The organism is Streptomyces sp. NBC_01428 (genome assembly GCF_036231965.1).
Taxonomy (GTDB): Bacteria; Actinomycetota; Actinomycetes; order Streptomycetales; family Streptomycetaceae; genus Streptomyces.
The window spans coordinates 3,021,875-3,047,567 of record NZ_CP109499.1 but is presented as its reverse complement, the minus strand read 5'-3'; the positions used below and the strand labels follow the sequence as shown (position 1 = coordinate 3,047,567).

17 protein-coding genes are annotated in these 25,693 nt (G+C 71.5%); 13 read left to right on the top strand and 4 right to left on the bottom strand.

Annotated elements, in window-relative coordinates; translation table 11 throughout:
• Window positions 1-105: 105 nt before the first annotated feature.
• The 5 genes from OG406_RS13045 (at window position 106) to serA (ending at window position 8,884) form a co-directional block, all read left to right on the top strand.
• A complete protein-coding gene (locus tag OG406_RS13045) occupies window positions 106-3,198 on the top strand; it encodes a putative bifunctional diguanylate cyclase/phosphodiesterase (protein WP_329190775.1) in 3,093 nt (1,030 codons plus the stop codon).
• 243 nt (window positions 3,199-3,441) lie between these two features.
• Entirely contained in the window at window positions 3,442-5,295 is a 1,854-nt protein-coding gene (locus tag OG406_RS13040) for an acetolactate synthase large subunit (RefSeq protein WP_266616805.1), read from the top strand.
• 20 nt (window positions 5,296-5,315) lie between these two features.
• The gene (gene ilvN, locus OG406_RS13035; protein WP_081219582.1) at window positions 5,316-5,843 is read left to right on the top strand and encodes an acetolactate synthase small subunit; all 528 of its coding nucleotides are present in this window, start codon (window positions 5,316-5,318) and stop codon (window positions 5,841-5,843) included.
• A 139-nt stretch (window positions 5,844-5,982) separates the two neighbouring features.
• On the top strand, window positions 5,983-6,984 hold the full coding sequence (ilvC, locus tag OG406_RS13030) for a ketol-acid reductoisomerase (protein ID WP_164369001.1): 1,002 nt from the start codon (window positions 5,983-5,985) through the stop codon (window positions 6,982-6,984).
• 310 nt (window positions 6,985-7,294) lie between these two features.
• The gene (gene serA / locus OG406_RS13025) at window positions 7,295-8,884 is read left to right on the top strand and encodes a phosphoglycerate dehydrogenase (RefSeq protein ID WP_081219584.1); all 1,590 of its coding nucleotides are present in this window, start codon (window positions 7,295-7,297) and stop codon (window positions 8,882-8,884) included.
• A 136-nt stretch (window positions 8,885-9,020) separates the two neighbouring features.
• Here the strand turns inward: serA and OG406_RS13020 are convergent, their stop codons facing one another.
• Both OG406_RS13020 and OG406_RS13015 read right to left on the bottom strand, forming a co-directional pair.
• The gene (locus OG406_RS13020; protein WP_329185827.1) at window positions 9,021-12,005 is read right to left on the bottom strand and encodes a helix-turn-helix transcriptional regulator; all 2,985 of its coding nucleotides are present in this window, start codon (window positions 12,003-12,005) and stop codon (window positions 9,021-9,023) included.
• A gap of 146 nt (window positions 12,006-12,151) precedes the next feature.
• A complete protein-coding gene (locus OG406_RS13015; protein WP_329185825.1) occupies window positions 12,152-13,747 on the bottom strand; it encodes an MFS transporter in 1,596 nt (531 codons plus the stop codon).
• 109 nt (window positions 13,748-13,856) lie between these two features.
• On the opposite strand from OG406_RS13015, the gene OG406_RS13010 reads away from it, so the two are divergent.
• The gene (locus OG406_RS13010; RefSeq protein ID WP_329185823.1) at window positions 13,857-14,447 is read left to right on the top strand and encodes a TetR/AcrR family transcriptional regulator; all 591 of its coding nucleotides are present in this window, start codon (window positions 13,857-13,859) and stop codon (window positions 14,445-14,447) included.
• 7 nt (window positions 14,448-14,454) lie between these two features.
• On the opposite strand, the gene OG406_RS13005 is transcribed toward OG406_RS13010, so the two are convergent.
• Complete coding sequence (locus OG406_RS13005; RefSeq protein ID WP_329185821.1) at window positions 14,455-15,690, bottom strand: PucR family transcriptional regulator; 1,236 nt, start codon at window positions 15,688-15,690, stop codon at window positions 14,455-14,457.
• 164 nt (window positions 15,691-15,854) lie between these two features.
• Between OG406_RS13005 and OG406_RS13000 the strand changes: the two genes are divergently transcribed.
• The 4 genes from OG406_RS13000 (at window position 15,855) to OG406_RS12985 (ending at window position 19,625) form a co-directional block, all read left to right on the top strand.
• Window positions 15,855-16,781, top strand: coding sequence for a proline dehydrogenase family protein (locus OG406_RS13000; RefSeq protein ID WP_164374156.1), 927 nt, complete (start codon window positions 15,855-15,857; stop codon window positions 16,779-16,781).
• A gap of 66 nt (window positions 16,782-16,847) precedes the next feature.
• Window positions 16,848-18,479: an L-glutamate gamma-semialdehyde dehydrogenase gene (gene pruA, locus OG406_RS12995; RefSeq protein WP_327408877.1), complete on the top strand. Its 1,632-nt coding sequence runs from the start codon at window positions 16,848-16,850 to the stop codon at window positions 18,477-18,479.
• Between the two features lie 154 nt (window positions 18,480-18,633).
• Window positions 18,634-19,176: a GNAT family N-acetyltransferase gene (locus tag OG406_RS12990; RefSeq protein WP_327408876.1), complete on the top strand. Its 543-nt coding sequence runs from the start codon at window positions 18,634-18,636 to the stop codon at window positions 19,174-19,176.
• A 317-nt stretch (window positions 19,177-19,493) separates the two neighbouring features.
• Window positions 19,494-19,625, top strand: coding sequence for a hypothetical protein (locus OG406_RS12985; RefSeq protein ID WP_266616822.1), 132 nt, complete (start codon window positions 19,494-19,496; stop codon window positions 19,623-19,625).
• Between the two features lie 165 nt (window positions 19,626-19,790).
• Here the strand turns inward: OG406_RS12985 and OG406_RS12980 are convergent, their stop codons facing one another.
• Entirely contained in the window at window positions 19,791-21,392 is a 1,602-nt protein-coding gene (locus OG406_RS12980) for a purple acid phosphatase family protein (RefSeq protein WP_329185818.1), read from the bottom strand.
• 142 nt (window positions 21,393-21,534) lie between these two features.
• Between OG406_RS12980 and OG406_RS12975 the strand changes: the two genes are divergently transcribed.
• The 3 genes from OG406_RS12975 to OG406_RS12965 all read left to right on the top strand — a co-directional run bounded on the left by OG406_RS12975 (window position 21,535) and on the right by OG406_RS12965 (window position 25,590).
• Window positions 21,535-22,578 (top strand): 3-isopropylmalate dehydrogenase, encoded by a 1,044-nt coding sequence (locus tag OG406_RS12975; RefSeq protein WP_329185816.1) that lies wholly within the window; start codon window positions 21,535-21,537, stop codon window positions 22,576-22,578.
• A 265-nt stretch (window positions 22,579-22,843) separates the two neighbouring features.
• Complete coding sequence (locus tag OG406_RS12970; RefSeq protein WP_164374151.1) at window positions 22,844-23,932, top strand: branched-chain amino acid aminotransferase; 1,089 nt, start codon at window positions 22,844-22,846, stop codon at window positions 23,930-23,932.
• A gap of 200 nt (window positions 23,933-24,132) precedes the next feature.
• Entirely contained in the window at window positions 24,133-25,590 is a 1,458-nt protein-coding gene (locus OG406_RS12965) for an FG-GAP and VCBS repeat-containing protein (RefSeq protein WP_329185814.1), read from the top strand.
• Window positions 25,591-25,693 lie beyond the last annotated feature (103 nt).

The window sequence follows — 25,693 nt, the reverse complement described above, 5'->3', positions numbered from 1 at the left end:
CCGCAGGCATCCGAGCCGCCGCAGGCATGCCCATCCGGCGCACCGGGACCAGTTGGACCCGGGAGCACGGACCCGGTGGTCCCGGTGAGCTCCCCCGGAGCGCTGATGGCCCGCCGTCCGGTCTTCGACGGCGGGACGGGCCTGTTCTCGCAGCTCGTCCTGGCCCTGGTGTGCGCGGGGTACGCCGTCGGTTCCGCACTCGGCTGGGGCTCCCCGAGTCTCGCGCTGGTCATGGGCGACTTCGGACTGAGCATCGCGGCGGGCACCGCGGCCGTCTCGTGCTTCCTCTACGCCCGTAGCCGGAGCAGCCGTTTTCGACCCGCCTGGCTGCTGTTCTCCCTCTCCTCGGCCATGGCCTCCCTCGGCAATCTGGTCTGGGGCTGGTACGAGGTCGTCCTCGAACGCCCGGTGCCCAGCCCGAGCTACGCCGACCTGTTCTTCCTCTGCTTCGCGCCGCCCGCGATCGTCGGCCTGCTGGTGCTCGCCAAGAGGCCCGTCACCAGGGCGGGTTGGGTGTGCCTCGCCCTCGACTCCTGGCTGATCGGCGGTTCGCTGCTCACGCTGTCCTGGTCGCTGGCGCTCGCCCAGGCGGCCAAGTTCGACGGACCGAGCGTCGCCCACACCGCGTTGTCGCTGGCGTACCCGCTGCTGGACATCGCACTGGTCAGCATGGTCCTCGCGCTGCACTTCCGGCGCTCCTCGGTGAACCGTTCGGCGGTGAACACCGCGATCGGGGCGCTCGCCCTGACCGTGATGTGCGACGCCCTGTTCACCTCGCCCCTCCTGCACAACAACTACCACTCGGGCCAGCTCCTCGACGCGGGCTGGTTCGCCGGCTCCCTGCTCCTCGCGTACGCGCCCTGGGCCGCCACCCGGCACGGGCACCCGGAGACGGAGGCGGAGGACCACGGCCCGCAGGAGCACACCCCGGACGGGCCCGCGCTTCGGGTGCGCGAGCACATCCCCGGCCAGCGCCGGGAGGGCCGCTTCGGTCCACCGGGCTCCGACCGGCGGCGCGGACCGCGGGGTGGGCACGAGCCCCCCGGGCCGGGAACCTCCCGCGGCTCCGGAGAGCACGAGCGCCGGGGCGGGCCCGGCGCGCAGGAGCACGCGTACGAGCGGGAGCAGGACGGACACCCGCGGCCCGCCCCGCAGGGCCCGGGTCACGGCCGGTACCCGGTGACGCGTCCGATCGCCGGTTCGCTCGCCGCGCTCACGCCCTATCTCGCCGCCGCCGTCTGCACGTTGGGGATCCTCTACAACATCCTGAACGGGCGCAGGGTGGACCGTGTGGTGCTCCTCACCGCCGGTCTCGTCGTCCTCGCCCTCGTGGTGCGCCAGGGCATCATGCTGCTGGACAACATCACCCTCACCCAGGAGCTGGCGCAGAAGGAGAACCACTTCCGCTCCCTGGTGCAGGGCTCCAGCGACGTCATCATGATCGCCGCTCCGAACGGCATCCTGCGGTACGTGAGCCCGGCCGCCGCCGGGGTCTACGGGCGGGACGCGGAGGAACTCGTCGGCTCCGAGCTCGCCTCGCTGATCCACCCCGAGGACCTCGGCTGCGTGGTCCACGAGGTGCGGCGGTTCCTCGCGGCCAGTCACGTCGAGGAGCCGACCACCCGGATCGAGTGCCGCTTCCGGTCCGGCGACGGCGGCTGGCTGAACGTCGAGTCCACCGTCAACCGGCACCACGGCGGACTCATCTTCAACAGCCGCGACGTGACCGAACGCGTCCGCCTCCAGGCGCAGTTGCAGCACAACGCCGAGCACGACCCGCTCACCGACCTGCCGAACCGCGCCCTGTTCACCCGGCGCGTCCAGCAGGCCCTGTCCGGGCGCCGCTCCTCCGACCGGGGCACCGCCGTGCTCTTCATCGACCTCGACGGCTTCAAGGCCGTGAACGACACGATCGGGCACCAGGCGGGCGACGAACTGCTCGTCCAGGCCGCCCGCCGGCTCCAGGACTCCGTACGGCACGGCGACACCGCCGCCCGCCTCGGCGGGGACGAGTTCGCGGCACTCATCGTCGGCGACGGCGGCCGCGACCGCACGGCCCGCGAGCAGCAGATAATGGAACTGGCCGACCGACTGCGGATCAGGCTCTCCCAGCCCTACTGCATCGACGGCAACGATGTCCGCGTCGCCGCGTCCATCGGTGTCGGCTTCGCCGAACCGGGCCTGGGGGCAGGTGAGTTGCTGCGCAACGCCGACCTCGCCATGTACCGCGCCAAGGCGGCGGGCAAGGGCCGCGTCGAGCTGTACGCGCCGCAGATGCAGCAGGACGTGGTCCGCAAGGCGGAGCTGGCGACCCGGCTGCGCTCGGCGCTCCAGGACGGCGAGTTCGCGCTGCTGCACCAGCCCGTGGTGTCGCTGGAGAGCGGCCGGATCTCGTCGGTCACCGCACAGGCGCGCTGGCGTTCCTCCCAGGGGGTGCTCTTCACGCCGGCCGAGTTCCTGCGCGTGGCCGAGGACAGCGACCGCACCGCAGAGCTGAGCCGCTGGATGCTGGACGAGGCCGTCGGGCAGGCGGCCGAGCGCACCGCCGCGGGCATCGCGGTGCCGGTCGCCGTCCGGATGACCGCGCGGCGGCTGCTGGACCGCTCCATGCCGCTCGGCTCCGTCGAGTCCCTCCTCACCCGGCACGGGCTCGCGTCCGGCGGGCTCGTCGTCGAGCTGTCGGACACCGACCCACGGGTCCCTCTGGACGAGCTGGAGCGCCGTCTGAACGCCCTCAGGCGCCTCGGGGTCCGGATCGCCCTGGACGGCTTCGGCAGCGGCTACGCGGCGATCACAGCGCTCCGCCGGCTTCCCGTCGACATCCTGCGGCTCGACCGCAGTCTGATCGAGGGGGTCGTCGAGTCCGCCCGGCTGCACAAGATCACCAGCGGGCTGCTGCGGATCGCCACGGATCTGGGGCTCCAGTCCGTGGCGGACGGGGTGGATCTCCCGGAGCAGGTGATCGCGCTGCGCGCGATGGGCTGCACCCACGGGCAGGGCATGGCGTTCTCCGGACCGCTCGACGAGTACCGGCTGCGCCGCGCGCTCTCCTCCGGCCACTTCCCCGTACCGAACGGGCCGGTCGAGCCGGTTTTCGCCGGCGGGGGAGCGGGGGTGTACACCGGGGGTGTGCCCGCCGTTCTCGGGGGCGGAACGGCCCTCCGCTCACATAATGAGACTCCCGTCCCACCTACTTGACAGTCAGTGCGTGCCGGGGGGAGGGTCAATGCCATGCGCACCCGAATTCTCGTACTTGGAAAGCGCGTCGGCTGAAGCTAGGTGGTCACCGGAGGATCCGGAACACCCAGCGACCGCACCCGGCGCGCTCCCCTCGCTTGCCTCACGGCACGAGGGGTTTTTTGTTGCACAGGCGCCTTTCGATCAGCAAACGCACACCGCACAAAAGTCGCAAAAACCCTCAGCATCGAGAAGAGAATGCCGATGACCGAGCAGGCCACCGGGGCCCACCATCCGCAGCCGCGGCCCCGTTCCGGAGGACAGCAGTCCGCCCCCGTCGAGCACGTCACGGGTGCGAAGTCCCTCATTCGCTCGCTCGAGGAGGTCGGGGCCGACACCGTATTCGGCATCCCCGGTGGGACGATCCTTCCGGCGTACGACCCGATGATGGACTCGAGCAGGCTGCGCCACGTGCTCGTCCGTCATGAGCAGGGTGCGGGTCACGCGGCCACCGGCTACGCGCAGGCCACCGGCAAGGTCGGCGTCTGCATGGCCACGTCCGGCCCGGGTGCGACGAACCTGGTGACGCCGATCGCGGACGCCATGATGGACTCCGTCCCGCTGGTCGCGATCACCGGCCAGGTCGTCACCAAGGCGATCGGCACGGACGCCTTCCAGGAGGCGGACATCGTCGGCATCACGATGCCGATCACCAAGCACAGCTTCCTGGTCACCAAGGCCGAGGACATCCCGAAGGCGATCGCCGAGGCGTTCCACATCGCCTCGACCGGCCGCCCGGGCCCTGTCCTCGTGGACATCCCGAAGGACGTGCTGCAGGCCCAGACGACGTTCTCGTGGCCGCCGCAGAGCGACCTGCCGGGGTACCGCCCGGTGACCAAGCCGCACGCCAAGCAGATCCGTGAGGCCGCGCGGCTGATCACGAGCGCGAAGCGGCCCGTCCTGTACGTGGGTGGCGGCGTCCTCAAGGCGCACGCCACCGCCGAGCTCAAGGTTCTCGCCGAGCTCACCGGAGCGCCCGTCACCACCACCCTGATGGCGCTCGGCGCATTCCCCGACAGCCACCCGCTGCACGTGGGAATGCCGGGCATGCACGGTGCGGTCACCGCCGTCACCGCGCTGCAGAAGGCCGACCTGATCGTCGCCCTCGGAGCCCGCTTCGACGACCGTGTCACCGGCAAGCTGGACAGCTTCGCTCCCTTCGCGAAGATCGTCCACGCCGACATCGACCCGGCCGAGATCGGCAAGAACCGCGCCGCCGACGTGCCGATCGTCGGTGACGCCCGCGAGGTCATCGCCGACCTGGTCCAGGCCGTCCAGAAGGAGCACAGCGACGGCAACACCGGCGACTACAGCGCCTGGTGGAAGGACCTCAACCGCTGGCGCGAGACGTACCCGCTGGGCTACGAGCAGCCCGACAACGGCTCGCTGTCGCCGCAGCAGGTGATCGAGCGCATCGGCCAACTCGCCCCCGAGGGAACGATCTTCGCGGCGGGCGTCGGCCAGCACCAGATGTGGGCCGCGCACTACATCCAGTACGAGCAGCCCGCGACCTGGCTGAACTCGGGCGGTGCCGGAACGATGGGCTACGCGGTCCCGGCCGCGATGGGCGCCAAGGCGGGACAGCCCGACCGCACGGTCTGGGCGGTCGACGGCGACGGCTGCTTCCAGATGACCAACCAGGAACTCACCACCTGCGCCCTGAACAACATCCCGATCAAGGTCGCCATCATCAACAACGGCGCCCTCGGGATGGTCCGCCAGTGGCAGACCCTCTTCTACAACCAGCGCTACTCCAACACCGTGCTGCACAGCGGCCCGGACGCGGACGGCAAGCAGCCGAGCGCCGGCACCCGCGTCCCCGACTTCGTCAAGCTGTCGGAGGCCATGGGCTGTCACGCGATCCGCTGCGAGTCCCCGGACGACCTCGACAAGGTGATCGAGGAGGCGAACTCGATCAACGACCGCCCGGTCGTCGTCGACTTCATCGTCCACGAGGACGCGATGGTGTGGCCGATGGTCGCCGCCGGCACCTCCAACGACGAGGTCATGTTCGCCCGGGACGTCCGCCCCGACTTCGGCGACAACGAAGACGACTGAGAGAGAGCCGAGTCAGAACCATGAGCAAGCACACCCTCTCCGTCCTCGTCGAGAACAAGCCCGGTGTCCTCGCCCGGATCACCGCCCTGTTCTCCCGGCGCGGCTTCAACATCGACTCCCTCGCCGTCGGTGTCACCGAGCACCCGGAGATCTCCCGCATCACCATCGTGGTGAACGTGATCGAGGCGCTCCCGCTCGAACAGGTCACCAAGCAGCTCAACAAGCTCGTCAACGTCCTGAAGATCGTCGAGCTGGAGCCCGGCGCGGCCGTCCAGCGCGAACTCGTTCTGGTGAAGGTGCGCGCCGACAACGAGACGCGCTCCCAGATCGTCGAGATCGTCCAGCTGTTCCGCGCCAAGACCGTCGACGTCTCCCCGGAGGCCGTCACCATCGAGGCCACCGGCGGCGCCGACAAGCTGGAGGCCATGCTCAAGATGCTGGAGCCCTTCGGCATCAAGGAGCTCGTCCAGTCCGGCACCATCGCGATCGGACGCGGGGCGCGTTCGATCACCGACCGGTCGCTGCGCGCGCTCGACCGTTCGGCCTGAGCACCGACGGACGACACCGGCACACGGGCGGGCGCCACCCGCGGCCCGCCCGTATACCGAGACCCGAGAACTTCCCTTCCCCCGCCCGCCGTACGGTGGGACGCAACACCGGCAATACCGGATAACAAGGAGAACCCCAGTGGCCGAGCTGTTCTACGACGACGACGCCGACCTGTCCATCATCCAGGGCCGCAAGGTCGCGGTCATCGGCTACGGCAGCCAGGGCCACGCCCACGCGCTGTCGCTGCGCGACTCGGGTGTCGACGTCCGCGTCGGTCTGCACGAGGGCTCCAAGTCCAAGGCGAAGGCCGAGGAGCAGGGCCTGCGCGTGGTGACGCCGTCGGAGGCCGCGGCCGAGGCCGACGTCATCATGATCCTGGTGCCGGACCCGATCCAGGCCCAGGTCTACGAGGAGTCCATCAAGGGCAACCTCAAGGACGGCGACGCGCTGTTCTTCGGCCACGGTCTGAACATCCGCTACGGCTTCATCAAGCCCCCGGCCGGCATCGACGTCTGCATGGTCGCGCCCAAGGGCCCGGGCCACCTCGTGCGCCGTCAGTACGAGGAGGGTCGCGGCGTCCCCTGCATCGCGGCCGTCGAGCAGGACGCGACCGGCAACGGCTTCGAGCTCGCCCTCTCGTACGCCAAGGGCATCGGCGGCACCCGCGCCGGCGTCATCAAGACGACCTTCACCGAGGAGACCGAGACCGACCTGTTCGGTGAGCAGGCCGTCCTCTGCGGTGGCACCGCCGCCCTGGTCAAGGCCGGTTTCGAGACGCTGACCGAGGCCGGCTACCAGCCGGAGATCGCGTACTTCGAGTGCCTCCACGAGCTGAAGCTCATCGTCGACCTCATGTACGAGGGCGGCCTGGAGAAGATGCGCTGGTCGGTCTCCGAGACCGCCGAGTGGGGCGACTACGTCACCGGCCCGCGCATCATCACGGACGCCACCAAGGCCGAGATGAAGCAGATCCTCGCCGAGATCCAGGACGGCACCTTCGCCAAGAACTGGATGGACGAGTACCACTCGGGCCTGAAGAAGTACAACGAGTACAAGAGCCAGGACGAGAAGAGCCTGCTGGAGACCACCGGCAAGGAGCTGCGCAAGCTCATGTCGTGGGTGAACGACGACGAGGCGTAAGCCGCGTGACGAGGGGCCGGGGCGGCACGCTCCGGCCCCTTCGTCGAACCCCGGGTAACCCCCGGGGCCGCGATGTTGTCCATCCCGTCCAGCCACGGACGGGTGATCCTTCCGCACAGGCGCAGGACGACCGCTTCGGCGCCACTACACTGCTGCACATCACCAACGCGTCAGGCCCACAGCGTCGTGCGTCTTCCACGCGGCTCGAGCGACCCCCCAGAAGTGCAGGCACGCCCCGGGGCCGCAACAAAACCCTCCACCGCCTGCGGCCGTCGGGACGGCCGTCCGCATTGGACTTGTGAGGACTCACGTGAGCTCGAAACCTGTCGTACTCATCGCTGAAGAGCTGTCGCCCGCGACCGTAGACGCCCTGGGCCCGGACTTCGAGATCCGGCACGCGAACGGCGCGGACCGCGCCGAGCTGCTGCCCGCCATCGCCGACGTCGACGCCATCCTGATCCGTTCGGCCACCAAGGTCGACGCCGAGGCCGTCGCCGCCGCCAAGAAGCTGAAGGTCGTCGCACGAGCCGGCGTCGGCCTGGACAACGTCGACGTCTCCGCCGCCACCAAGGCCGGCGTGATGGTCGTCAACGCCCCCACCTCGAACATCGTGACCGCGGCCGAGCTGGCCTGCGGTCTCCTCCTCGCCACCGCGCGCCACATCCCGCAGGCCAACACCGCGCTGAAGAACGGCGAGTGGAAGCGCAGCAAGTACACCGGCGTCGAGCTCGCCGAGAAGACCCTCGGTGTCGTCGGCCTCGGCCGCATCGGCGCGCTCGTCGCGCAGCGCATGTCGGCGTTCGGCATGAAGGTCGTCGCCTACGACCCGTACGTGCAGCCCGCGCGGGCCGCGCAGATGGGCGTGAAGGTCCTCACCCTCGACGAGCTGCTCGAGGTCTCGGACTTCATCACCGTGCACCTCCCGAAGACCCCCGAGACCCTCGGTCTCATCGGCGACGAGGCGCTCCACAAGGTCAAGCCGACGGTGCGCATCGTCAACGCCGCGCGCGGCGGGATCGTCGACGAGGAAGCGCTGTACGCGGCGCTCAAGGAGGGCCGCGTCGCCGGCGCCGGCCTCGACGTGTACGCGAAGGAGCCCTGCACGGACTCCCCGCTCTTCGAGCTCGACGAGGTCGTCTGCACCCCGCACCTCGGCGCGTCCACGGACGAGGCCCAGGAGAAGGCCGGTATCTCCGTCGCCCGCTCGGTGCGCCTCGCCCTCGCCGGCGAGCTGGTCCCCGACGCGGTCAACGTCCAGGGCGGCGTGATCGCCGAGGACGTCAAGCCGGGTCTGCCGCTCGCCGAGAAGCTCGGCCGCATCTTCACCGCGCTCGCGGGCGAGGTCGCGGTCCGTCTCGACGTCGAGGTGTACGGCGAGATCACCCAGCACGACGTCAAGGTGCTCGAACTCTCCGCGCTCAAGGGCGTGTTCGAGGACGTCGTCGACGAGACCGTCAGCTACGTCAACGCCCCGCTGTTCGCGCAGGAGCGCGGCGTCGAGGTCCGTCTGACCACCAGCTCCGAGTCGCCCGACCACCGCAACGTGGTCACCGTCCGCGGCACCCTCGGTGACGGCCAGGAAGTCTCGGTCTCCGGCACGCTCGCCGGCCCCAAGCACCTCCAGAAGATCGTCGCCGTCGGCGAGTACGACGTGGACCTCGCGCTGGCCGACCACATGGTCGTGCTGAGCTACGAGGACCGTCCCGGTGTCGTCGGCACCGTCGGCCGCATCCTCGGCGAGTCCGGCATCAACATCGGCGGCATGCAGGTCGCCCGCGCGGCCGTCGGCGGGGAGGCCCTCGCGGTCCTCACCGTCGACGACACGGTCCCGCAGAACGTGCTGACCGAGGTCGCCGAGGAGATCGGCGCCACGTCGGCGCGGTCCGTCAACCTCGTCTGAGGTCGCAGGAGGCCTGAACAAGGCCTGTCCGCAGGGGCGTTCGCCCAGCGGCCGAGGGCCGGGTCACCCGAGGGTGGCCCGGCCCTCGCGCGTTGTCCCGGCAGCCCGGACGGCGCCGGCGCACCGCTGGCGTCGTTCAGGTGGAGGCGGTCGTCTCCGGCTCGATCAGGCCCTCGCGGTAGGCGATCGCCACGGCCTCGGTGCGGCTCGCGGCGCCCAGCTTGGCGAGGATGTTCGACACGTGGACACTCGCCGTCTTGCCGCTGATGAACAGCTCCTCACCGATCTGCCGGTTGGTGCGCCCCCGGCCGAGCAGCCGCAGCACATCGCTCTCCCGGGCGGTGAGGGCCGCGATGCGGTCCCCGGGGGCCGGCGTGTCGGCGAGGCGCCCGCGCCGGACCAGGGCGTCCACGGCCTCGCGCAGCGGCACCGCGCCGAGCCGCACGGCGGTGTCCCGGGCCGCGTGGGCCTGTTCGGCCGCCTCCTCGCGGCGGTCGGCGGTGAGGAGCGCCTCCGCGAGCCTCCTGCGGCACCGGGCCAGCTCGTACGGATCGCCGTAGCCGAACGCCGTCACGGCCCGGTCCCAGACATCGACGTCCGGACCGGTGGCCGCGCGCACGCCCTCGGCCTCGGCGCGGGCCAGCCAGGCCAGTCCCTCGGGCCCCTGCTCGGTGCCGTCCTCGCCGCGTGCGGCGGTGCTCCGGGCCAGCTCCAGCAGGTCCGCGGCGGTCTCCGCGCAGCGCTTCGCGGCCGTCGCGTCACCGGACAGGCGGGACTCCTCCGCCGCGTCAGCGACCGCCGCCAGCGTGAGCGCGGCGAGTCGCACCACCACGTCGGGCCGCTCGGAGACCGAGGCGTCCGTGAGCGCCTCGACCGACGCGCTCATCCGGCGGACGGCTTCCTCGGGGTCACCGCGCAGTGCCGCGGCGTCGGTCAGCACCACGCTCGCGACGAGCGTCGCCATCCAGTCGAAGGGGCGGTCCAGCAGCGCGCGGGCCCCGGTCGTGGCGGCGTCCAGCTCGCCGCGCGCCAGGGCGACGTACAACGCGGGTCCGGTAGCGAACCCGCCCGCGGACGGCAGGAGTTCGGCGTCCTCGGCGGCCGCTCGCGCGCACTCGTCCCAGCGGCCCAGCGTGTACAGCACCAGGGACTCCAGATAGCGCAGCTCCAGGGCGTACGGCGAGGAGAGGAGCCCGGCGCGGCGGGCGCGGTCGAGGCCGTCGCCGACCCAGGCCAGGCACTCGTCCAGGGCGCCGGACTCGTAGCACCCGATGGCCAGGTTGAACAGCGCGCGCATCTCCACCGGGAGGTTCCCGGCGGTGCGGGCCAGCTCGCGGGCCCGGCGCAGCCGGTCCCGGCCCTGCGCGGTCCGCCGGTTGTGCGCCTCCATGCCGACCAGCGAGATGATCAAGTCGGCCTGGGCGTCGCCCAGTCGGAGCCGCTCGGCGATCTCCAGGGCCTGCCGGGCGACCCGCTCCGCGTCCTCCTCGCGCCCCACCTGCCGGGCGGCCATGACGTGGGTCGCCGCCGCCCACACCCAGGTGTACGAGGGCGGCTCGGCGGGGATCAGCGCGAGGGCCTCGCTGCTGTACGTGAACGCGTCGTTCAGGCTGTCGATCCGGATCAGGTTGCCCGCGAGGGTGTAGCGCACCCGCGCGGCCAGTTCGGAGTCGGTGTCCGCGCCGGCCCGGGCCAGTGCGGAGCGGGTGAGCTGGACCGCGCGATGGGGTTCACCCGCACGGGCGGCGGCGGCCGAGGCGCGCAGCGTGAGCGTGACCGTGTCGTGGCTCTCGGGACGGGCGGCGGCGTCCACCACCGCCCACAGTTCGAGCGCGGTCTCCAGATGGCGCAGTTCCTCGGCGGGCGCCCCGACGAGCTGGGCGTGGTCGGCGGCTTCGAGAGAGGCGGCCAGCGCGTCGGCCAGGTCGTGGCTCTCACGCGAGTGATGGGCTCGCTCCGCCGCGCTCTTCGCCGAACGGCCCTCCTCCGCGAGGAGCCGGGCGAACAGCCCGTGCAGCCGGACCCGCTCGCCGGGCAGCAGGTCCGCGTACACGGCCTCGCGGGTGAGGGCGTGCCGGAACGAGTACGTCGCGTCGTCGCCGGGCAGCAGCAGCTGGCGTCCGACCGCCTCGCGCAGCGCCGACTCCAGCTCCTCCTCCGGCAGTTGTACGGCGTCACGCAGCAGGTCGTGTCCGACGCGGCGCCCCGCGACGGCCGCCGTGCGCAGCACCTGCTGGGCGGTCTCGGAGAGTTGCTCGATCCGGATGAGCAGCACGTCCGCGAGGCTGCCCAGGCCGCCGGGCACGCCCGAGGAGTCGGGGGTGTCGTCGCCGGGCAGTGCGGCGAGCAACTCCTCGGCGTAGAAGGCGTTTCCCTCGGCGCGGTCGACGATGCGGCGGACCGTGCCGTCGGAGACGGGGCCGGTGCGCAGGGCCCGCACGAGCCGCGCCACGTCCGCGTCGGCCATCGGGCGCAGCTCCAGCCGGTCGACGGCGGGCAGCCGGATCAGCTCGGCGAGCAGGGGCCGCAGGGGGTGGCGGCGGTGGAGGTCGTCCGCGCGGTAGGAGGCGAAGACGGCGAGGCGCCGGGGCGGGCCGCCGGGGGAGGGGCGCTGGAGGACACCCCGGCTGAGCAGGAAGCGGAGCAGGTCACGGGAGGACTGGTCCGCCCAGTGCAGGTCTTCGAGGACGAGCAGCAGAGGGGTCAGGTCGGCCAGATCGGCGAGGAGACCCGCGATGCCCTCGAAGAGCTGGAGGCGGCCGCCGGGGTCGGGTGTGCCGCCGGTCCCGGACGCCGTGCCGATGAGGCGGTCCACGGCGGGATGGGCGGTGAAGGCCGGGGCGAGCCGCTCGTCGGCGGCGGCCGCGCCGAGGATCTCCGTGAACGGGAGATAGGGCAGGCCCACGTCACCGAGGTCCACGCAGTGGCCGGTCAGGACGGTCATGCCGGTGGAGGCCGCGTGCGCGGCGGCCTCCGTGAGGGTGCGGGTCTTGCCGACGCCGGCGTCCCCGGCCAGCAGGACGGCGCGCGGGTCGCCGGCCGCGGCCCGCTCCAGCACGCCGGTGAGCCGGGCGAGTTCGTCCTCCCGGCCGATGAACGGCGTACCGAATGTCTGTGCCACGTGCCCATCCTGGCACGCCCGGCCGACAACACCCGGCGGGTTTCCCGAGCCTCCGGGCGGGGGCGCGGCGACGCCGGGCGGGGCCGGACTGCTCCGGCCCCGCCCGGCGGGTGCGTGGTGTCCGGCGCGGGGCCGGCGCGAGGAGGTCAGACGGTCACCTCCCCGGCCGCCTTATCGGGGGCCGGGAGCGCGGCTGCCGCCCCCTCGGACGCGGTGGTGGCCGCACCGGCCGCGACCTTGCGGAGGGTGGCCTCGGCGAGGAGCGCGGCCGCCACCAGCAGGACCGCGCCGGCCACCGCCGCCGCCTGCATGCCGTGGGTGAAGGCCTCCCGTGCGGCGGCGGTGAGGGCCCGGCCGGCGTCGCCCGGCAGCTGTCCGGCGACGGCCAGCGCGCCGCCCAGTGTCTCGTGGGCCGCGGCGGGGGCGTCGGCCGGGATGTGGTGGCGGTAGACAGCGGTGCCGACGGAGCCGAGGACGGCCATGCCGAGGGCGCCGCCGAACTCGGCGCCCGTCTCCAGCAGGGAGGCGGCGGAGCCCGAGTTGCCGAGCGGGACGGTGCCGAGGGCCAGGTCCATCATCTGGGACATCACGGTGACGATGCCCGAGGCGAGGACGCCGGCGCCCGCCAGGACCAGCCAGAGCGAGTCGGTGCCGGCGAGGGCGAGGAGGGCGTACCCGCAGGCGGCGACGGCGAAGCCACCGGCGACGACATGGGCGCGGTGCACGCCCTTCTCGACCAGTTGTGCGGCGACGGGCGCGGCCACGCCGACCAGGACGGTGGGGAGCAGCGACCAGAGGGCGGCCGACATGGAGCTCTTGCCGAGCACGGACTGGAGGTACTGCGTGGTGAAGAAGGCCGAGCCCATCATGCCGAACGAGGAGACGAGGTTGAGGACGACGGCGGGCGCGAATCCCCGGCCGCGGAAGAGAGCGGGGGAGATGAGAGGGGACTTCGCGGTGCGCTGACGGTGGACGAACAGGGCGGTGAAGAGCAGTCCCACGGCGATCGAGACGACGTACCGCACGTTCCAGCCCTCGGAGGGGATCTCCTTGACGCCGTAGATCACCGGCAGGACGGCAGCCATCGACAGCGGCACGCTGAGCAGGTCGAAACGGCCGGGCTCCGGGTTCCTGGACTCCGGCAGCAGGAACGGGCCGAGGACCAGCAGCAGCACCATCGCGGGCAGGTTGACCAGGAAGACCGAGCCCCACCAGAAGTACTGGACGAGGACGCCGCTCATGACCGAACCGAGCGCGATACCGCCGGTCATGACGCCCGACCACAGCCCGATCGCCTTCGCGCGCTGCCCGGGGTCGGTGAACATCGTGCGGACGATCGCCATGGTGGACGGCATCAGGGTGGCGCCGCCGACCCCGAGGAGCGCGCGGGCCGCGATGAGGGTCTCGGCGCTGTCCGCGTAGGCGGCCAGGGCGGAGGCGGCGCCGAAGGCGGCGGCGCCGATCAGCAGCAGCTTGCGGCGCCCTATGCGGTCGCCCAGCGAGCCCATGGTCATCAGCAGGCCGGCGAGCACGAACGCGTAGATGTCGAAGATCCAGAGCTGCTGGGTGCCGCTCGGCTCCAGGTCCGCGCTGATCGCGGGGATCGCGAAGTACAGGACGGAGACGTCCATGGAGACCAGGAGCAGCGGAAGCATCAGGACGCCGAGGGCGGTCCACTCGCGGCGGCCGGCCAGGGCGCCCGGGGCGCCGGGGACCGGAGTCGTGCTCGTCGGGTTCGTCATGGCAGGGACTGTACGGACGTCATAAACGCTTGTCTAGTACGCTCGTATAAGACGTTCGTTTTGTACGCAGGTATAGGACGGTTGTCTGAATCGCTGTACGCTGGCCGGCATGGGACACCGTGAGGATCTGCTCGAAGGCGCCAAGCGCTGCCTGCTGGCCAAGGGGTTCGTGCGCACCACCGCGCGCGACATCGTCAAGGAGTCGGGGACGAACCTGGCGTCCATCGGCTATCACTACGGGTCGAAGGACGCGCTGCTCGCCACGGCGTACGTGGATCTCATCGCCAACATCGGTGACACGTTCGGCGCGTTCGCGACGGCCGACACCGCCAGCGCGCCCGGTTCCCTGGAGCGCTTCCAGGAGGCCTGGGAGAGCATCACCCGGTCGTTCGTCAAGGAGCGGCCCATCTGGATGCTCACCTTCGAGGTGATCACCAACTCCGACCGGCTGCCCACCGTCCGCGAACACCTGGCGAAGGCCTCGGACGAGGGCCGCCGCGGGCTCGTCCCGCTGCTGGCCGGCGGATCCGAGGCCGACGTGGACGACGTCACACTGCGTTCGCTCGGCGGCTTCTACCAGGTCCTGCTCAACGGACTCAGCGTGCAGTGGCTCTTCGACCCGGACTCGGCGACCGACGCCGCCGAACTGACCGACGGGCTGCGCCGGGTGATCGACGGGGTGACCCGGTCCGGGAGCTGAGCGCGTCCTACAGCCGCGCTCCTTTCAGCGCCATGTGCAGCAGCAGGCGGTCCTCGCCGTCGTCCAGGTCGAGGCCGGTGAGCTGCTCGACGCGGGACAGGCGGTAGTAGAGGGTCTGGCGGTGGATGCCCAACTCGGCCGCCGTGCGCCCCGCCTGGCCCGCGAGGTCGAGGAACACCTCGGCGGTGCGGGCGAGTTCACGATGGGCCGGAGCCAACAGGGCCTTTACGACGGGGTCGTGGGCCGATTCCGGAGGCAGGGCGGTGAGCAGTCGGTAGGGTCCGATGGCGCCCCACTCGGCGACCGGTCCGAGCCGCGGCTCGGCCAGCGCGGCCCGCGCCGCGGAGGCCGCCTCCTGCCAGGCGGCCCCCAGCTCGCCGAGCCCCACCCGCGCCCCGGAGACCCCGGCGGCGGCCCGCCCGCCCCCGCCGCCCGGTCCGGCACCGGCCGCGCCCTCGCCCCGCCCGCCCTCCGCCTCCCGTACGAAGCGAGTGGCCGCGGTCAGCGCCGGCGTCAGGATGTCGGCGGAGCGCAGCCGCACCAGCAGCGCGAGACTCTGGCCGGTGGCGCCCCACGGGACGGTGCACAGGGCGGTCGCGCCGGGCACCGTGCGGGCCGAGGGGGCGTCGTCCGGGTCGGCCGAGGGCCACGGCGCCACGCACAGCACGGCGTGCAGGCCCTCACCGCGCGGCCCGAGCGCCGTCCGCAGCTCGGCCACCGCCATGTCGCGCTGCCAGCCGCGCTCGGCGGTCAGGACGGCGCGCAGCTCACGGGTGAGGTCGGCGCCCGCCTGCGCCTCGTCCGCCAGGAGGGCGCCGATGCGCGAGGTCACCTGCATGGCCGCGGCCAGCTGGGCGTCCGTGGGTCCCGGGTCGTCGTCGAGCAGCCAGACGTACCCGAGCACGACACTCCGATGGCGGACCGGCAGGCAGATCCGGCCCCGGTAGACGCCCGCCTCCGGGGTCGGGGGGATACGGACGGGGCCGGTGGCGCGGGTGATGCCGAAGCCCTCGAACCAGGTGCGCACCGCGGTGGTGGAGCGGCGCGTGAGGATCGAGCGGGTGCGCACCGGGTCGAGCGCCGACGGGTCGAGGTCGCCCTCGCTGTCGTACGCGCCGAAGGCGATCAGCTCGAAGTCGCGGTTCTCCAGCGTCGCGGGGACGCCGAGGAGCGCCGAGATCTCGTCGACCAGCTCCTGGTAGTCGCCTCTGTATTCACCGCTCACCCGGGCATTCTCCCGCATTTCAGCGAGCCCTTCATACATTTGTCTGAGATCCGGGGAACGGATGCGTGACAGGTGTCGATGGCCCAGGATCGAAGAGATCCCTAGGTTTCACGGTGGTTCTCCGTGCCGTACCCGAATCGTCGGGATTCGGCCTCCTGCTGGCCTTGTTGTGGAGGTGCCCCGTGCTGGGTCCCGTGATTCTCGCCGCTTCGCGCAGCGACAAGATGCGCCGTCTGATCTCGGCCGCCCCGGTGACCAAGCCGGTCGTCGACCGCTTCATCCCCGGCGAGACCGTCGACCAGGTCGTCCCGATCATCAAGGACCTGACGGCCAAGGGCCTGGAACTCACCATGGACGTCGTCGGTGAGGACATCACGACGCCCGAGCAGGCCGCCGCCGCGCGCGACGCCTACCTGGCGCTCGTCGACCACCTGAAGGAGCTGGACCTCGGCACCCGCGCCGAGATGTCCGTCAAGCTCTCCATGTTCGGCCAGGCGCTGGAGGGCGGCCACGAGCTGGCCCTCGCCAACGTCCGCCCCGTCGTCGAGGCCGCCGCCGCCATCGGCACCACCGTGACGCTGGACGCCGAGGACCACACCACCCTCGACTCGATGTTCGCCATCCACGAGGAGCTGCGGAAGGACTTCCCGCAGACCGGCTGCGTGATCCAGGCCTACCTGTTCCGCACCGAGGCCGACGCCCGCCGCCTCGCCGAGAGCGGCAGCCGGGTCCGCGTGGTGAAGGGCGCCTACAAGGAGCCCGCCGAGGTCGCGTACCAGCAGAAGGCCGAGACCGACAAGGCGTACGTCCGGATCCTGAAGATCCTCATGGAGGGCGAGGGCTACCCGATGATCGGGTCCCACGACCCCCGGATCATCTCCATCGCGCAGGAGCTCGCCCGCAAGGCCGGGCGCAAGCTGGACGAGTACGAGTTCCAGATGCTGTACGGCATCCGCAGCGACGAGCACCTGCGGCTCGCCGCCGAGGGCCACCGCATGCGCGTCTACACGGCGTACGGCACCGACTGGTACGGCTACTTCATGCGGCGGCTCGCGGAGAAGCCGGCGAACCTGCTCTTCTTCGCACGCTCGATCCTCACCAAGGGCTGAGCACCGGCCCGAGCCCCACGGCTTGACACCCGAAACACCCGCTCGACTCAAGGAGTTACGGAACCCATGGACGCTGTGACCCAGGTCCCCGCCCCCGTCAACGAGCCGGTGCACGGCTACGCCCCCGGCTCGCCCGAGCGTGCCCGGCTGGAGGCCAAGCTCAAGGAGCTGGCCGAGAACCCGATCGAGCTGTCGATGACCATCGGCGGCGAGAAGCGGCTCGGCGGCGGTGAGCGCTTCGAGGTCGTGCAGCCGCACAACCACAAGGCCGTCATCGGCACGGGCGCGCACGCCACCGCCCAGGACGCCCAGGACGCCGTCGACGCCGCCCTCGCCGCCGCGCCGGCCTGGCGCGCGATGGCCTTCGACGACCGCGCCGCGATCATCCTGCGCGCCGCCGAGCTGCTGTCCGGCCCCTGGCGCGAGACGCTGGCCGCCTCCACCATGCTCGGCCAGTCGAAGACCGCCCAGCAGGCCGAGATCGACACCCCCTGCGAGCTCGTCGACTTCTGGCGCTTCAACGTGAAGTACGCCCGCGACCTGCTGGCCGAGCAGCCCCCGGCCAACTCGCCCGGCGTCTGGAACCGCCTCGACCACCGTCCGCTGGAGGGCTTCGTCTACGCGATCACGCCCTTCAACTTCACGGCGATCGCGGGCAACCTGCCCACCGCTCCGGCGCTCATGGGCAACGTCGTCGTCTGGAAGCCGTCCCCGACGCAGACCCACGCCGCCGTGCTGCTCATGCAGCTCCTGGAGGAGGCCGGCCTGCCCAAGGGCGTCATCAACCTCGTCACCGGTGACGGCATCGAGGTCTCCAAGGTCGCCCTGGAGCACCGCGACCTCGCGGGCATCCACTTCACCGGCTCGACCAAGACCTTCCAGTACCTGTGGAAGACGGTCGGCAACAACATCGAGAAGTACCGCGCGTACCCGCGTCTCGTCGGCGAGACCGGCGGCAAGGACTTCCTCGTCGCCCACCCGTCGGCCGACCGCGCCGTGCTCAAGACCGCCCTGACCCGCGGTTCCTTCGAGTACCAGGGCCAGAAGTGCTCGGCGACGTCCCGCGCCTACATCCCGGCCTCCATCTGGAACTCCGGTTTCAAGGAGGAGTTCGCGGCCGAGGTCGACTACCTGACCATGGGCGACGTCACCGACCTGTCGAACTTCATGGGCGCGGTCATCGACGAGCGCGCGTTCGCCAAGAACAAGGCGGCCATCGACCGCGCCAAGTCCGACCCGACCTGCACGATCGTCGCGGGCGGCTCGTACGACGACTCCGTCGGCTACTTCGTGCGCCCGACCGTCGTCGAGTGCTCGGACCCGGAGAACGAGGTCTTCAAGACCGAGTACTTCGGCCCCTTCCTCGCGGTGCACGTCTACGAGGACGACGCCTACGACGCGATGCTGACCCAGATGGAGTCCGCGTCCGACTACGCGCTCACCGGCTCGGTCGTCGCGGGTGACCGCGCCGCGGCCGCGTACACGATGGAGAAGCTCCGCTACGCGGCGGGCAACTTCTACATCAACGACAAGTCGACCGGCGCCGTCGTCGGCCAGCAGCCCTTCGGCGGCGGCCGCTCCTCCGGCACCAACGACAAGGCCGGCGCCCCGCAGAACCTGATGCGCTGGACGCTGACCCGCGCCATCAAGGAGACGCTGGTCGCCCCGACCGACTACGGCTACCCGCACATGGGCTGACGCCCGTCACCGACTCCGCCCCCGCCCACGGTCTCCCCCGTCCGTGGACGGGGGCGGTTCCATGTCCGCACGCGGCGGCGCGGTGGCACGGTGACGTCGTGAAGTCCGGGGCGAGGGGGGTCCGATCGCCGTCCGCCGTGTGAATACTGGCCGCATGGCCATCCGACTGAGGACCGCTCACACCGCGGACCTCGCCTCCGCCGAACTCCGCGCCGCGCGCACCCTCCTGGAGGACGCCTTCGACGGCGACTTCCGCGACGAGGACTGGGACCACGGACTCGGCGGCCTGCACGTCCTCGTGCACGACGAACGGGGCCTCGCCGCGCACGGCTCGGTGATCCAGCGGCGCGTCCTGCACGCCGGACGGTCGCTGCGCGTCGGCTACGTGGAGGCGGTGGGCGTCCGCGCGGACGTGCGCCGCACGGGGCTCGGCGGTCGCGTGATGGCCGAACTGGAACGGATCATCGAGGGCGCCCACCCGCTCGGCGCGCTCTCCGCCAGCGAGGACGGCGCCGCCCTGTACACGGCACGCGGCTGGCAGCTCTGGCCCGGACGGGTCTGCGCCCTCGCCCCGGACGGTGTCGTCCGCCTCCCCGACGAGGAGGGCACCACCTTCGTCCGTCCCGGCGCCGCCCTCGGCCCCCTCGACCCGGCACACGACCTGGTCTTCGACTGGCGCGACGGCGACGTGCTCTGACCGGCACGGACGCGGACACCCGTACCCGGCTCCGGGGGACGCGAACGATCGTCCCTGGTCGGAGCGGTGCGACCCGGTCCGCCGTCTCAGATAGTAGGAAGTCCGAGTAATCGTAGAGACAGATGCCCGGTCCTCACCTAGTTTTGTAGGAGCCGAACGTCTCGCTCGACCAAGCGAATGGCGGTCGTGAGCCGGAGCCCCTGGCAGGCAACCCCTGCGGCCCCGCTCCCCGCCCCTTCCGGCGTCTCGTAAAGACCTCACCGCACTTCCGGGCGTCCCCGTGCGGGCACCGCCGGAAGGTAAGGAGTCGATTCATCATGGCCGAGACGACCGTCCGCCGAGTCCGTCACCACTCTCGTTCGAGCAGCGAGTCCGACCGCAAGAACGCCGCCGCAGCGCTCCAGCGCGCCCTGGACCGCAGGGACAACGGCGGTGAGACGGGCCACTGAGGCCCGCAGCCCCTCAGCCGGGAGCCGCCCGCAGAGGTGCGGCGCGAGGCAGACGCCCCGCGCCGCACTTCGGGGCGCCGTGCGCGCCCGCGGTGATGCGAGTCGTCACCGGCCTCCCGGAGCGGCCGTGGCGCTCCCTGGCCGTGCCACGTTCCCGCCCCGCCCTCACTTCCCGCGCCGCACCACGAAGTGGTCGATCCGTTCGCCGTTCTGCGCCAGCGCCGACACCGTGAGCCGCGGTGACGGGCCGGTCTCCGCCTCCACCGAGAGGAAGGAGTAACCGGTGTACCGCACCCGCGACCACGTGACGGTGTCCGGCTTCTGCTTCTTCGACTTCGTCCAGTGGAAGGTCTCCACGGACTCGCGGTCCCTCACCCTGCCCTCGTAGCTGTCCTTCACCCCGATGGGGAACCGGTACAGGCTCTTGCCCGCCCCGCCCGCCGTGACGTAGACGATGCCGTCACGCGTCGGGTCGGTCGACGCGCCCACCGGCACCCGCCTGCCCACCGTGCCGCCCTTGATCGCGTCGGTCCGCTCGTAGACGTGGTTGTGTCCGTTGATCACCAGGTCCACCTGGTGCTTGGCGAACAGCGGCACCCACGCGTCCCGCACCCCGCCGTCGGAGGCGTGCGTGGAGGTCGAGTACGCGCAGTGGTGGAAGAACACCACGACGAAGTCGACCTGTCCGCGCAGTTCCCCGAGCCGCCGGTCGAGCCAGGCGGTCTGCCGGCCGTCCGAGTAGCCCTTGTTGGCGGGAATCTCGTACGACACGTCGTTGGCGTCCAGCGCGACGATGCCGACGTTGCCGTAGACGAAGGAGTAGACGCCCGGTGCCCGCTTCGCGTCGAAGCCGTTCTCCGGGAGCGACCAGCGCGCGGACTGGCCGCCGTAGCCGTTCGGCGAGTACCAGGCCTCCATGTCGTGGTTGCCGGTCGTCACCATCCACGGCACGGACCTGGCCACCGTCTCCGTCTGCTTCAGGAACAGGTCCCAGGCGCCCGGGTCGTAGATGTCCGACGCCTCGCCGTGGCCGATGCCGTCCGCGTAGCAGATGTCCCCGGCGTGCAGGTGGAACGCCGGGCCCCGGCCGAGCAGCACCTTGTCGTTGGCGAGGGCGTCGGGGGTCACGCCCTGGTCGCCGAAGGCGGTGAACACGAACTTCTCCGGACGCGCCGGCGCGGTACGGAAGTGGCCGATCGTCGCGTGCCGCTCCGTGCCCGCCGGGTCGAAGCCCTCGTGGCCGACGCCGTAGTAGTACGTCGTCCCGGGACGCAGCCGGTCGAGGGCCGCGTGCAGGTAGTACTGGTCGAGCGCCCCCCGCTGCCCGGCGAGACCCGGCGTGTGCAGGGCGCGGACCTCGGCCTCGATCCGCCGGCTCAGCGCCCAGGGCGTCACCCCCACCCGGACGAACGGCTTGCGGACCGCAGACGGCACCTGCCAGGAGATCCGCATCTGGGTCTTCGGGTCGGCGCCGAAGGCGAGATGGCGTCCGAACGGCGTGACGGCGGAGCCCGGCACCCGGCTGGTGGCCGGGTTCGGCGCCGCGCCGGCCGCCCGCGTACCGCTCCCGCCGCCCGGCCCCGCGCAGCCGGCGAGCAGCCCGCCGCCCGCGAACGCGCTCGCCGACACCAGCGCGCGGCGCCGCGTGAGCTTCGTCCGCAGGTACTCGAACTGCTCCGCCATGCTCATGTTGTCCACGAGCTCGCGCGGAATGCCGACGTCGGGGACGGGAAGCCCGGCAGGAGTCACCCTGGAAGAAGCGGTCATGTCTGGAAAGTTCCCAGCGTGCGCCAACGGCCGTCGTACATACGGGTGAACACCGGTCGAAGGGTGGGCGTGCTCCGGGACTCGTGTGTCCGCATGGCGGACATCGTGTGTCATCCCATGGGACAAGGAGTACGGTGCCGCTATGTCTCGCAGCATCGATCTCGCAGTGATCCCCGGTGACGGCATCGGCCAGGAAGTCGTGGCCCAGGGGCTCAAAGTCCTCTCCGCCGTCCTTCCGTCGGACGTGAAGCTGGAGACCAGGGATTTCGACTTCGGCGCCCGGCGTTACCACGCCACCGGTGAGACCCTCACCGACGCCGACCTCGACGCGCTGAAGCAGCACGACGCCATCCTCCTCGGCGCGATCGGCGACCCCTCGGTCCCGTCCGGCGTCCTGGAGCGCGGTTTCCTGCTCAAGCTCCGCTTCGCCTTCGACCACCACGTCAACCTGCGTCCGTCGAAGCTCCTTCCGGGTGTCGAGACCCCGCTCGCCGGTCAGCCCGCGATCGACTTCGTCGTGGTCCGCGAGGGCACCGAGGGCCCGTACACGGGCAACGGCGGCACCATCCGCAAGGGCACCCCGCACGAGGTCGCCACCGAGGTCTCCGTGAACACGGCGTTCGGTGTCGAGCGCGTCGTCCGTGACGCCTTCGCCCGCGCCCAGGCCCGCCCCCGCAAGAAGCTGACGCTGGTCCACAAGAACAACGTGCTGACCTTCGCGGGCCACCTCTGGACGAACATCTTCAACCAGGTGGCCACCGAGTTCCCCGAGGTCACCACCGACTACATCCACGTCGACGCGGCGACGATCTACCTCGTCACCCAGCCCGAGCGCTTCGACGTCATCGTCACCGACAACCTTTTCGGCGACATCATCACCGACCTCGCCGCGGCCGTCTCCGGCGGCATCGGCGTCGCCGCCTCCGGCAACATCAACCCGAGCGGCGAGTTCCCCTCGATGTTCGAGCCCGTGCACGGCTCGGCGCCCGACATCGCGGGCCAGGGCAAGGCCGACCCCAGCGCCACCGTCCTGTCCGTCGCCCTCCTGCTGCGCCACCTCGGTTACGAGGCCGAGGCCGCCCGCATCGAGGACGCCGTCTCCGCCGACCTCGCCGAGCGCGTCGGCAAGCCCGCCCGCAGCACCGAGGAAATCGGCGACGCGCTGGCCGTACGAGTAGCCGGCTGACCCGCCGCACGTCTACGTCTCGTAGCAGCCGCCGGGTCGCATCCGCACCCGGCGGCTTTGCTGTGCCCTCGCCGGGTGCCACCATCAATCCCTGGGCCTCCCCCCGGGCCGCACGCACGCCGTTTTCTCCCACGGTCCTCCGCTGGGCGATAATCGAACGCGGAGCCGCGGAATGAGGGAATGCTCGGACGTCCTACCACTGGCCACTGGCAGTGCGGGCGTGAGCGCGGCCCGTCACATCCAACCGGTGAAGGACAAACCACTCATGACGCAGCCCACGATCGAGCTCAAGCCGTCCGCCAGCCCGCTCTCCGCCGCCGAGCGCGAGGCGATCCTGGTCAACCCGGGGTTCGGCCGCCACTTCACCGACCACATGGTGACGATCAAGTGGACGGAGGGTCGCGGCTGGCACGACGGGCAGCTCGTTCCGTACGGACCGCTCTCCCTCGACCCGGCGAACATGACCCTGCACTACGCGCAGGAGATCTTCGAGGGACTCAAGGCCTACCGCCAACCCGACGGCTCCGTCGCCACGTTCCGCCCCGACAAGAACGCCCGCCGGTTCCAGGCCTCCGCCCGCCGGCTCGGCATGCCGGAGCTGCCCGTGGAGACCTTCGTCGAGGCCTGCGACGCGCTGGTCCAGCAGGACCGCGACTGGGTGCCCGCGCACGGCGGCGAGGAGTCCCTCTACCTGCGCCCGTTCATGATCGCGACCGAGGTGGGCCTCGGGGTGAAGCCGGCCAACGAGTACCTCTTCCTCGTCATCGCCTCGCCCGCCGGCGCCTACTTCGCGGGTGGCGTGAAGCCCGTCTCGATCTGGCTCTCCGAGGACCGGGTGCGCGCCGTTCCCGGCGGTATGGGCGACGCGAAGACGGGCGGCAACTACGCCGCCTCGCTGCTCGCCCAGGCCGAGGCCGCCGCCAAGGGCTGCGACCAGGTCTGCTACCTCGACGCGGTCGAGCACCGGTGGATCGAGGAGCTCGGCGGCATGAACCTGTACTTCGTGTACGGGGACCGGATCGTCACCCCTACCCTCACCGGCTCGATCCTGGAGGGCGTCACCCGCGACTCCCTGCTGACCGTGGCCCGGGACCTCGGCTACACCGCCGAGGAGGGCCGCGTCTCGATCGACCAGTGGCAGACCGACGCCGAGAACGGCAGCCTCACCGAGGTCTTCGCCTGCGGCACCGCCGCCGTCATCACCCCGGTCGGCACGGTCAAGCGCACCGGCGCCGAGTGGAAGCAGTCGGGCGGCGAGCCCGGCACCGTCACCCTCAAGCTCCGTGAGGCCCTGCTCGACATCCAGCGCGGCATCACCGAGGACACCCACGGCTGGATGCACCGCCTGGGCTGACCGCCCGGCCGGTCCGCCGCCGTCCGGACCGCCTCGCGTCGGCCCCGAGTCCCCGCCATGTCCCCGCGCGAGCGGGTGACCGGGCGGGGACCGGCGTCTTCCGGGGCACAGGCCTCACGATCACAACTCCCGTTCCGTACAACCCTTCAGGCTCATCGAAGGTCATCTCTGAGCCGTATGTATGTCCTGGAGGGGAACCCATGTCCCAGTACCGTCGTCATCGCTCCCGGCGTTCCGTCGCCCTGGCCGCCACCGCCGTCGCGACCGTCCTGGCCGGTGGTCTGCTGATCGCCCTGCCCGGCGCCGCGAGTGCCGCCCCGTCGGGTCTGGGGGACGACTTCAACGGCGACGGCTACCGCGATCTGGCGACCGGCGCCCCGGGCGCCGTCGCGGGCGGGAAGGCCAAGACGGGCGCCGTGGTCGTCAGCTACGGCTCGTCGAGCGGGATCAGCGCCGCGCGCCACAAGACCACGTCGCAGAGCTCCTCCGGCGTGCCGGGCGCCTCGGAGACCTCCGACCGCTTCGGCACCGAACTCGCGCACGGCGACCTCAACCGCGACGGCTACGGCGATCTCGTCGTCGGCACCCCGCAGGAGGACGTCAGCGGTGACGTCGACGGCGGCTCCGTCACCATCCTGTGGGGCGGCGCGTCCGGCCTGTCGGGCGGTACGACGATCAGCGACCCGAACCCGGCGGGCCACGACCGGTTCGGCCAGTCCCTCGCGGTCGGCGACTTCACCGGCGATGGGAAGACCGATCTGGCGGTCGGCTCCACCGGCAAGGACGTCTGGATCTTCAAGGGCGGCTTCACCAAGTCCGGCGGCGCGGCCGGGAAGCTGCGCTTCGACGCGCAGATCGAGGCCGGCGCGTACCCGTTGGGCGCCGTCCAGCTCGCCGCCGGGGACTTCGACGACGACGGCACGGACGACGTGGTGGTGGGCTCCTTCGCGGGCAACTTCGTCTACCGGGGCGGATCGGCGGGACCCACGTTCCAGACCAAGGCCGGCGAGCAGTTCGCGGGCGCGTACGCCGTCGCCGACTTCGACCGTGACGGGCACGACGACCTGGTCGTCGGCACCGACTTCGTCGACATCCTGAACTCTCCCGCGAAGGGCGGTTACGCCACCGTCTTCTACGGCGGCACGACCGGCGTCGACACCGCGCGCAGCGCCGTGTTCAGCCAGGACACCGCGGGCGTGCCGGGAACGGACGAGTCCGACGACTGGTTCGGAGGCTCGCTCGCGGCGGGCGACGTCAACGGCGACACGTACCCGGACCTCGCCGTCGGCGCGGACAACGAGTCCGTCGGTGAGGTGGACGGTGTCGGCAACGTCTGGGTGCTGCGCGGCGGCCCCTCCGGCCTGACGGGGACCGGCGCCCAGTCCTTCAACCAGGGCACCGCGGGCGTCCCGGGCGCCAACGAGCAGTCGGACATGTTCGGCGACGCCGTCCACCTCGCCGACCACGACAAGGACGGCCGGGCCGACCTCGCGGTGGGTGCGGCCGGCGAGAACAGTGACGACGGCGCGGTCTGGGTCCTGCGCGGCTCCACCGGCGGCGTCACAGCCACCGGCTCGGTGAGTTTCGGCGCGTCCTCCGTCGGCATCGGGACGTCGGGCGACGACCCCATGTTCGGGGACGTCATGTCGGGCTCCTGAGAGCTGCCACTCCGGGCTCCTGAGCGGGGCGCGGACCGGAAACGGGGGGAAGGGGCGGCACCGGATGATTCCGGTGCCGCCCCTTCCCTGTGCGCCCACACAC

Excerpts from the sequence above, each read along its gene's own strand:
- OG406_RS13045 (WP_329190775.1), top strand. The coding sequence starts at position 106 with ATGGCCCGCCGTCCGGTCTTCGACGGCGGGACGGGCCTGTTCTCGCAG.
- OG406_RS13040 (WP_266616805.1), top strand. The coding sequence starts at position 3,442 with ATGACCGAGCAGGCCACCGGGGCCCACCATCCGCAGCCGCGGCCCCGT.
- ilvN (WP_081219582.1), top strand. The coding sequence starts at position 5,316 with ATGAGCAAGCACACCCTCTCCGTCCTCGTCGAGAACAAGCCCGGTGTC.
- OG406_RS13015 (WP_329185825.1), bottom strand. The coding sequence starts at position 13,747 with ATGACGAACCCGACGAGCACGACTCCGGTCCCCGGCGCCCCGGGCGCC.
- OG406_RS13010 (WP_329185823.1), top strand. The coding sequence starts at position 13,857 with ATGGGACACCGTGAGGATCTGCTCGAAGGCGCCAAGCGCTGCCTGCTG.
- OG406_RS13005 (WP_329185821.1), bottom strand. The coding sequence starts at position 15,690 with ATGCGGGAGAATGCCCGGGTGAGCGGTGAATACAGAGGCGACTACCAG.
- pruA (WP_327408877.1), top strand. The coding sequence starts at position 16,848 with ATGGACGCTGTGACCCAGGTCCCCGCCCCCGTCAACGAGCCGGTGCAC.
- OG406_RS12990 (WP_327408876.1), top strand. The coding sequence starts at position 18,634 with ATGGCCATCCGACTGAGGACCGCTCACACCGCGGACCTCGCCTCCGCC.
- OG406_RS12985 (WP_266616822.1), top strand. The coding sequence starts at position 19,494 with ATGGCCGAGACGACCGTCCGCCGAGTCCGTCACCACTCTCGTTCGAGC.
- OG406_RS12980 (WP_329185818.1), bottom strand. The coding sequence starts at position 21,392 with ATGACCGCTTCTTCCAGGGTGACTCCTGCCGGGCTTCCCGTCCCCGAC.
- OG406_RS12975 (WP_329185816.1), top strand. The coding sequence starts at position 21,535 with ATGTCTCGCAGCATCGATCTCGCAGTGATCCCCGGTGACGGCATCGGC.
- OG406_RS12970 (WP_164374151.1), top strand. The coding sequence starts at position 22,844 with ATGACGCAGCCCACGATCGAGCTCAAGCCGTCCGCCAGCCCGCTCTCC.
- OG406_RS12965 (WP_329185814.1), top strand. The coding sequence starts at position 24,133 with ATGTCCCAGTACCGTCGTCATCGCTCCCGGCGTTCCGTCGCCCTGGCC.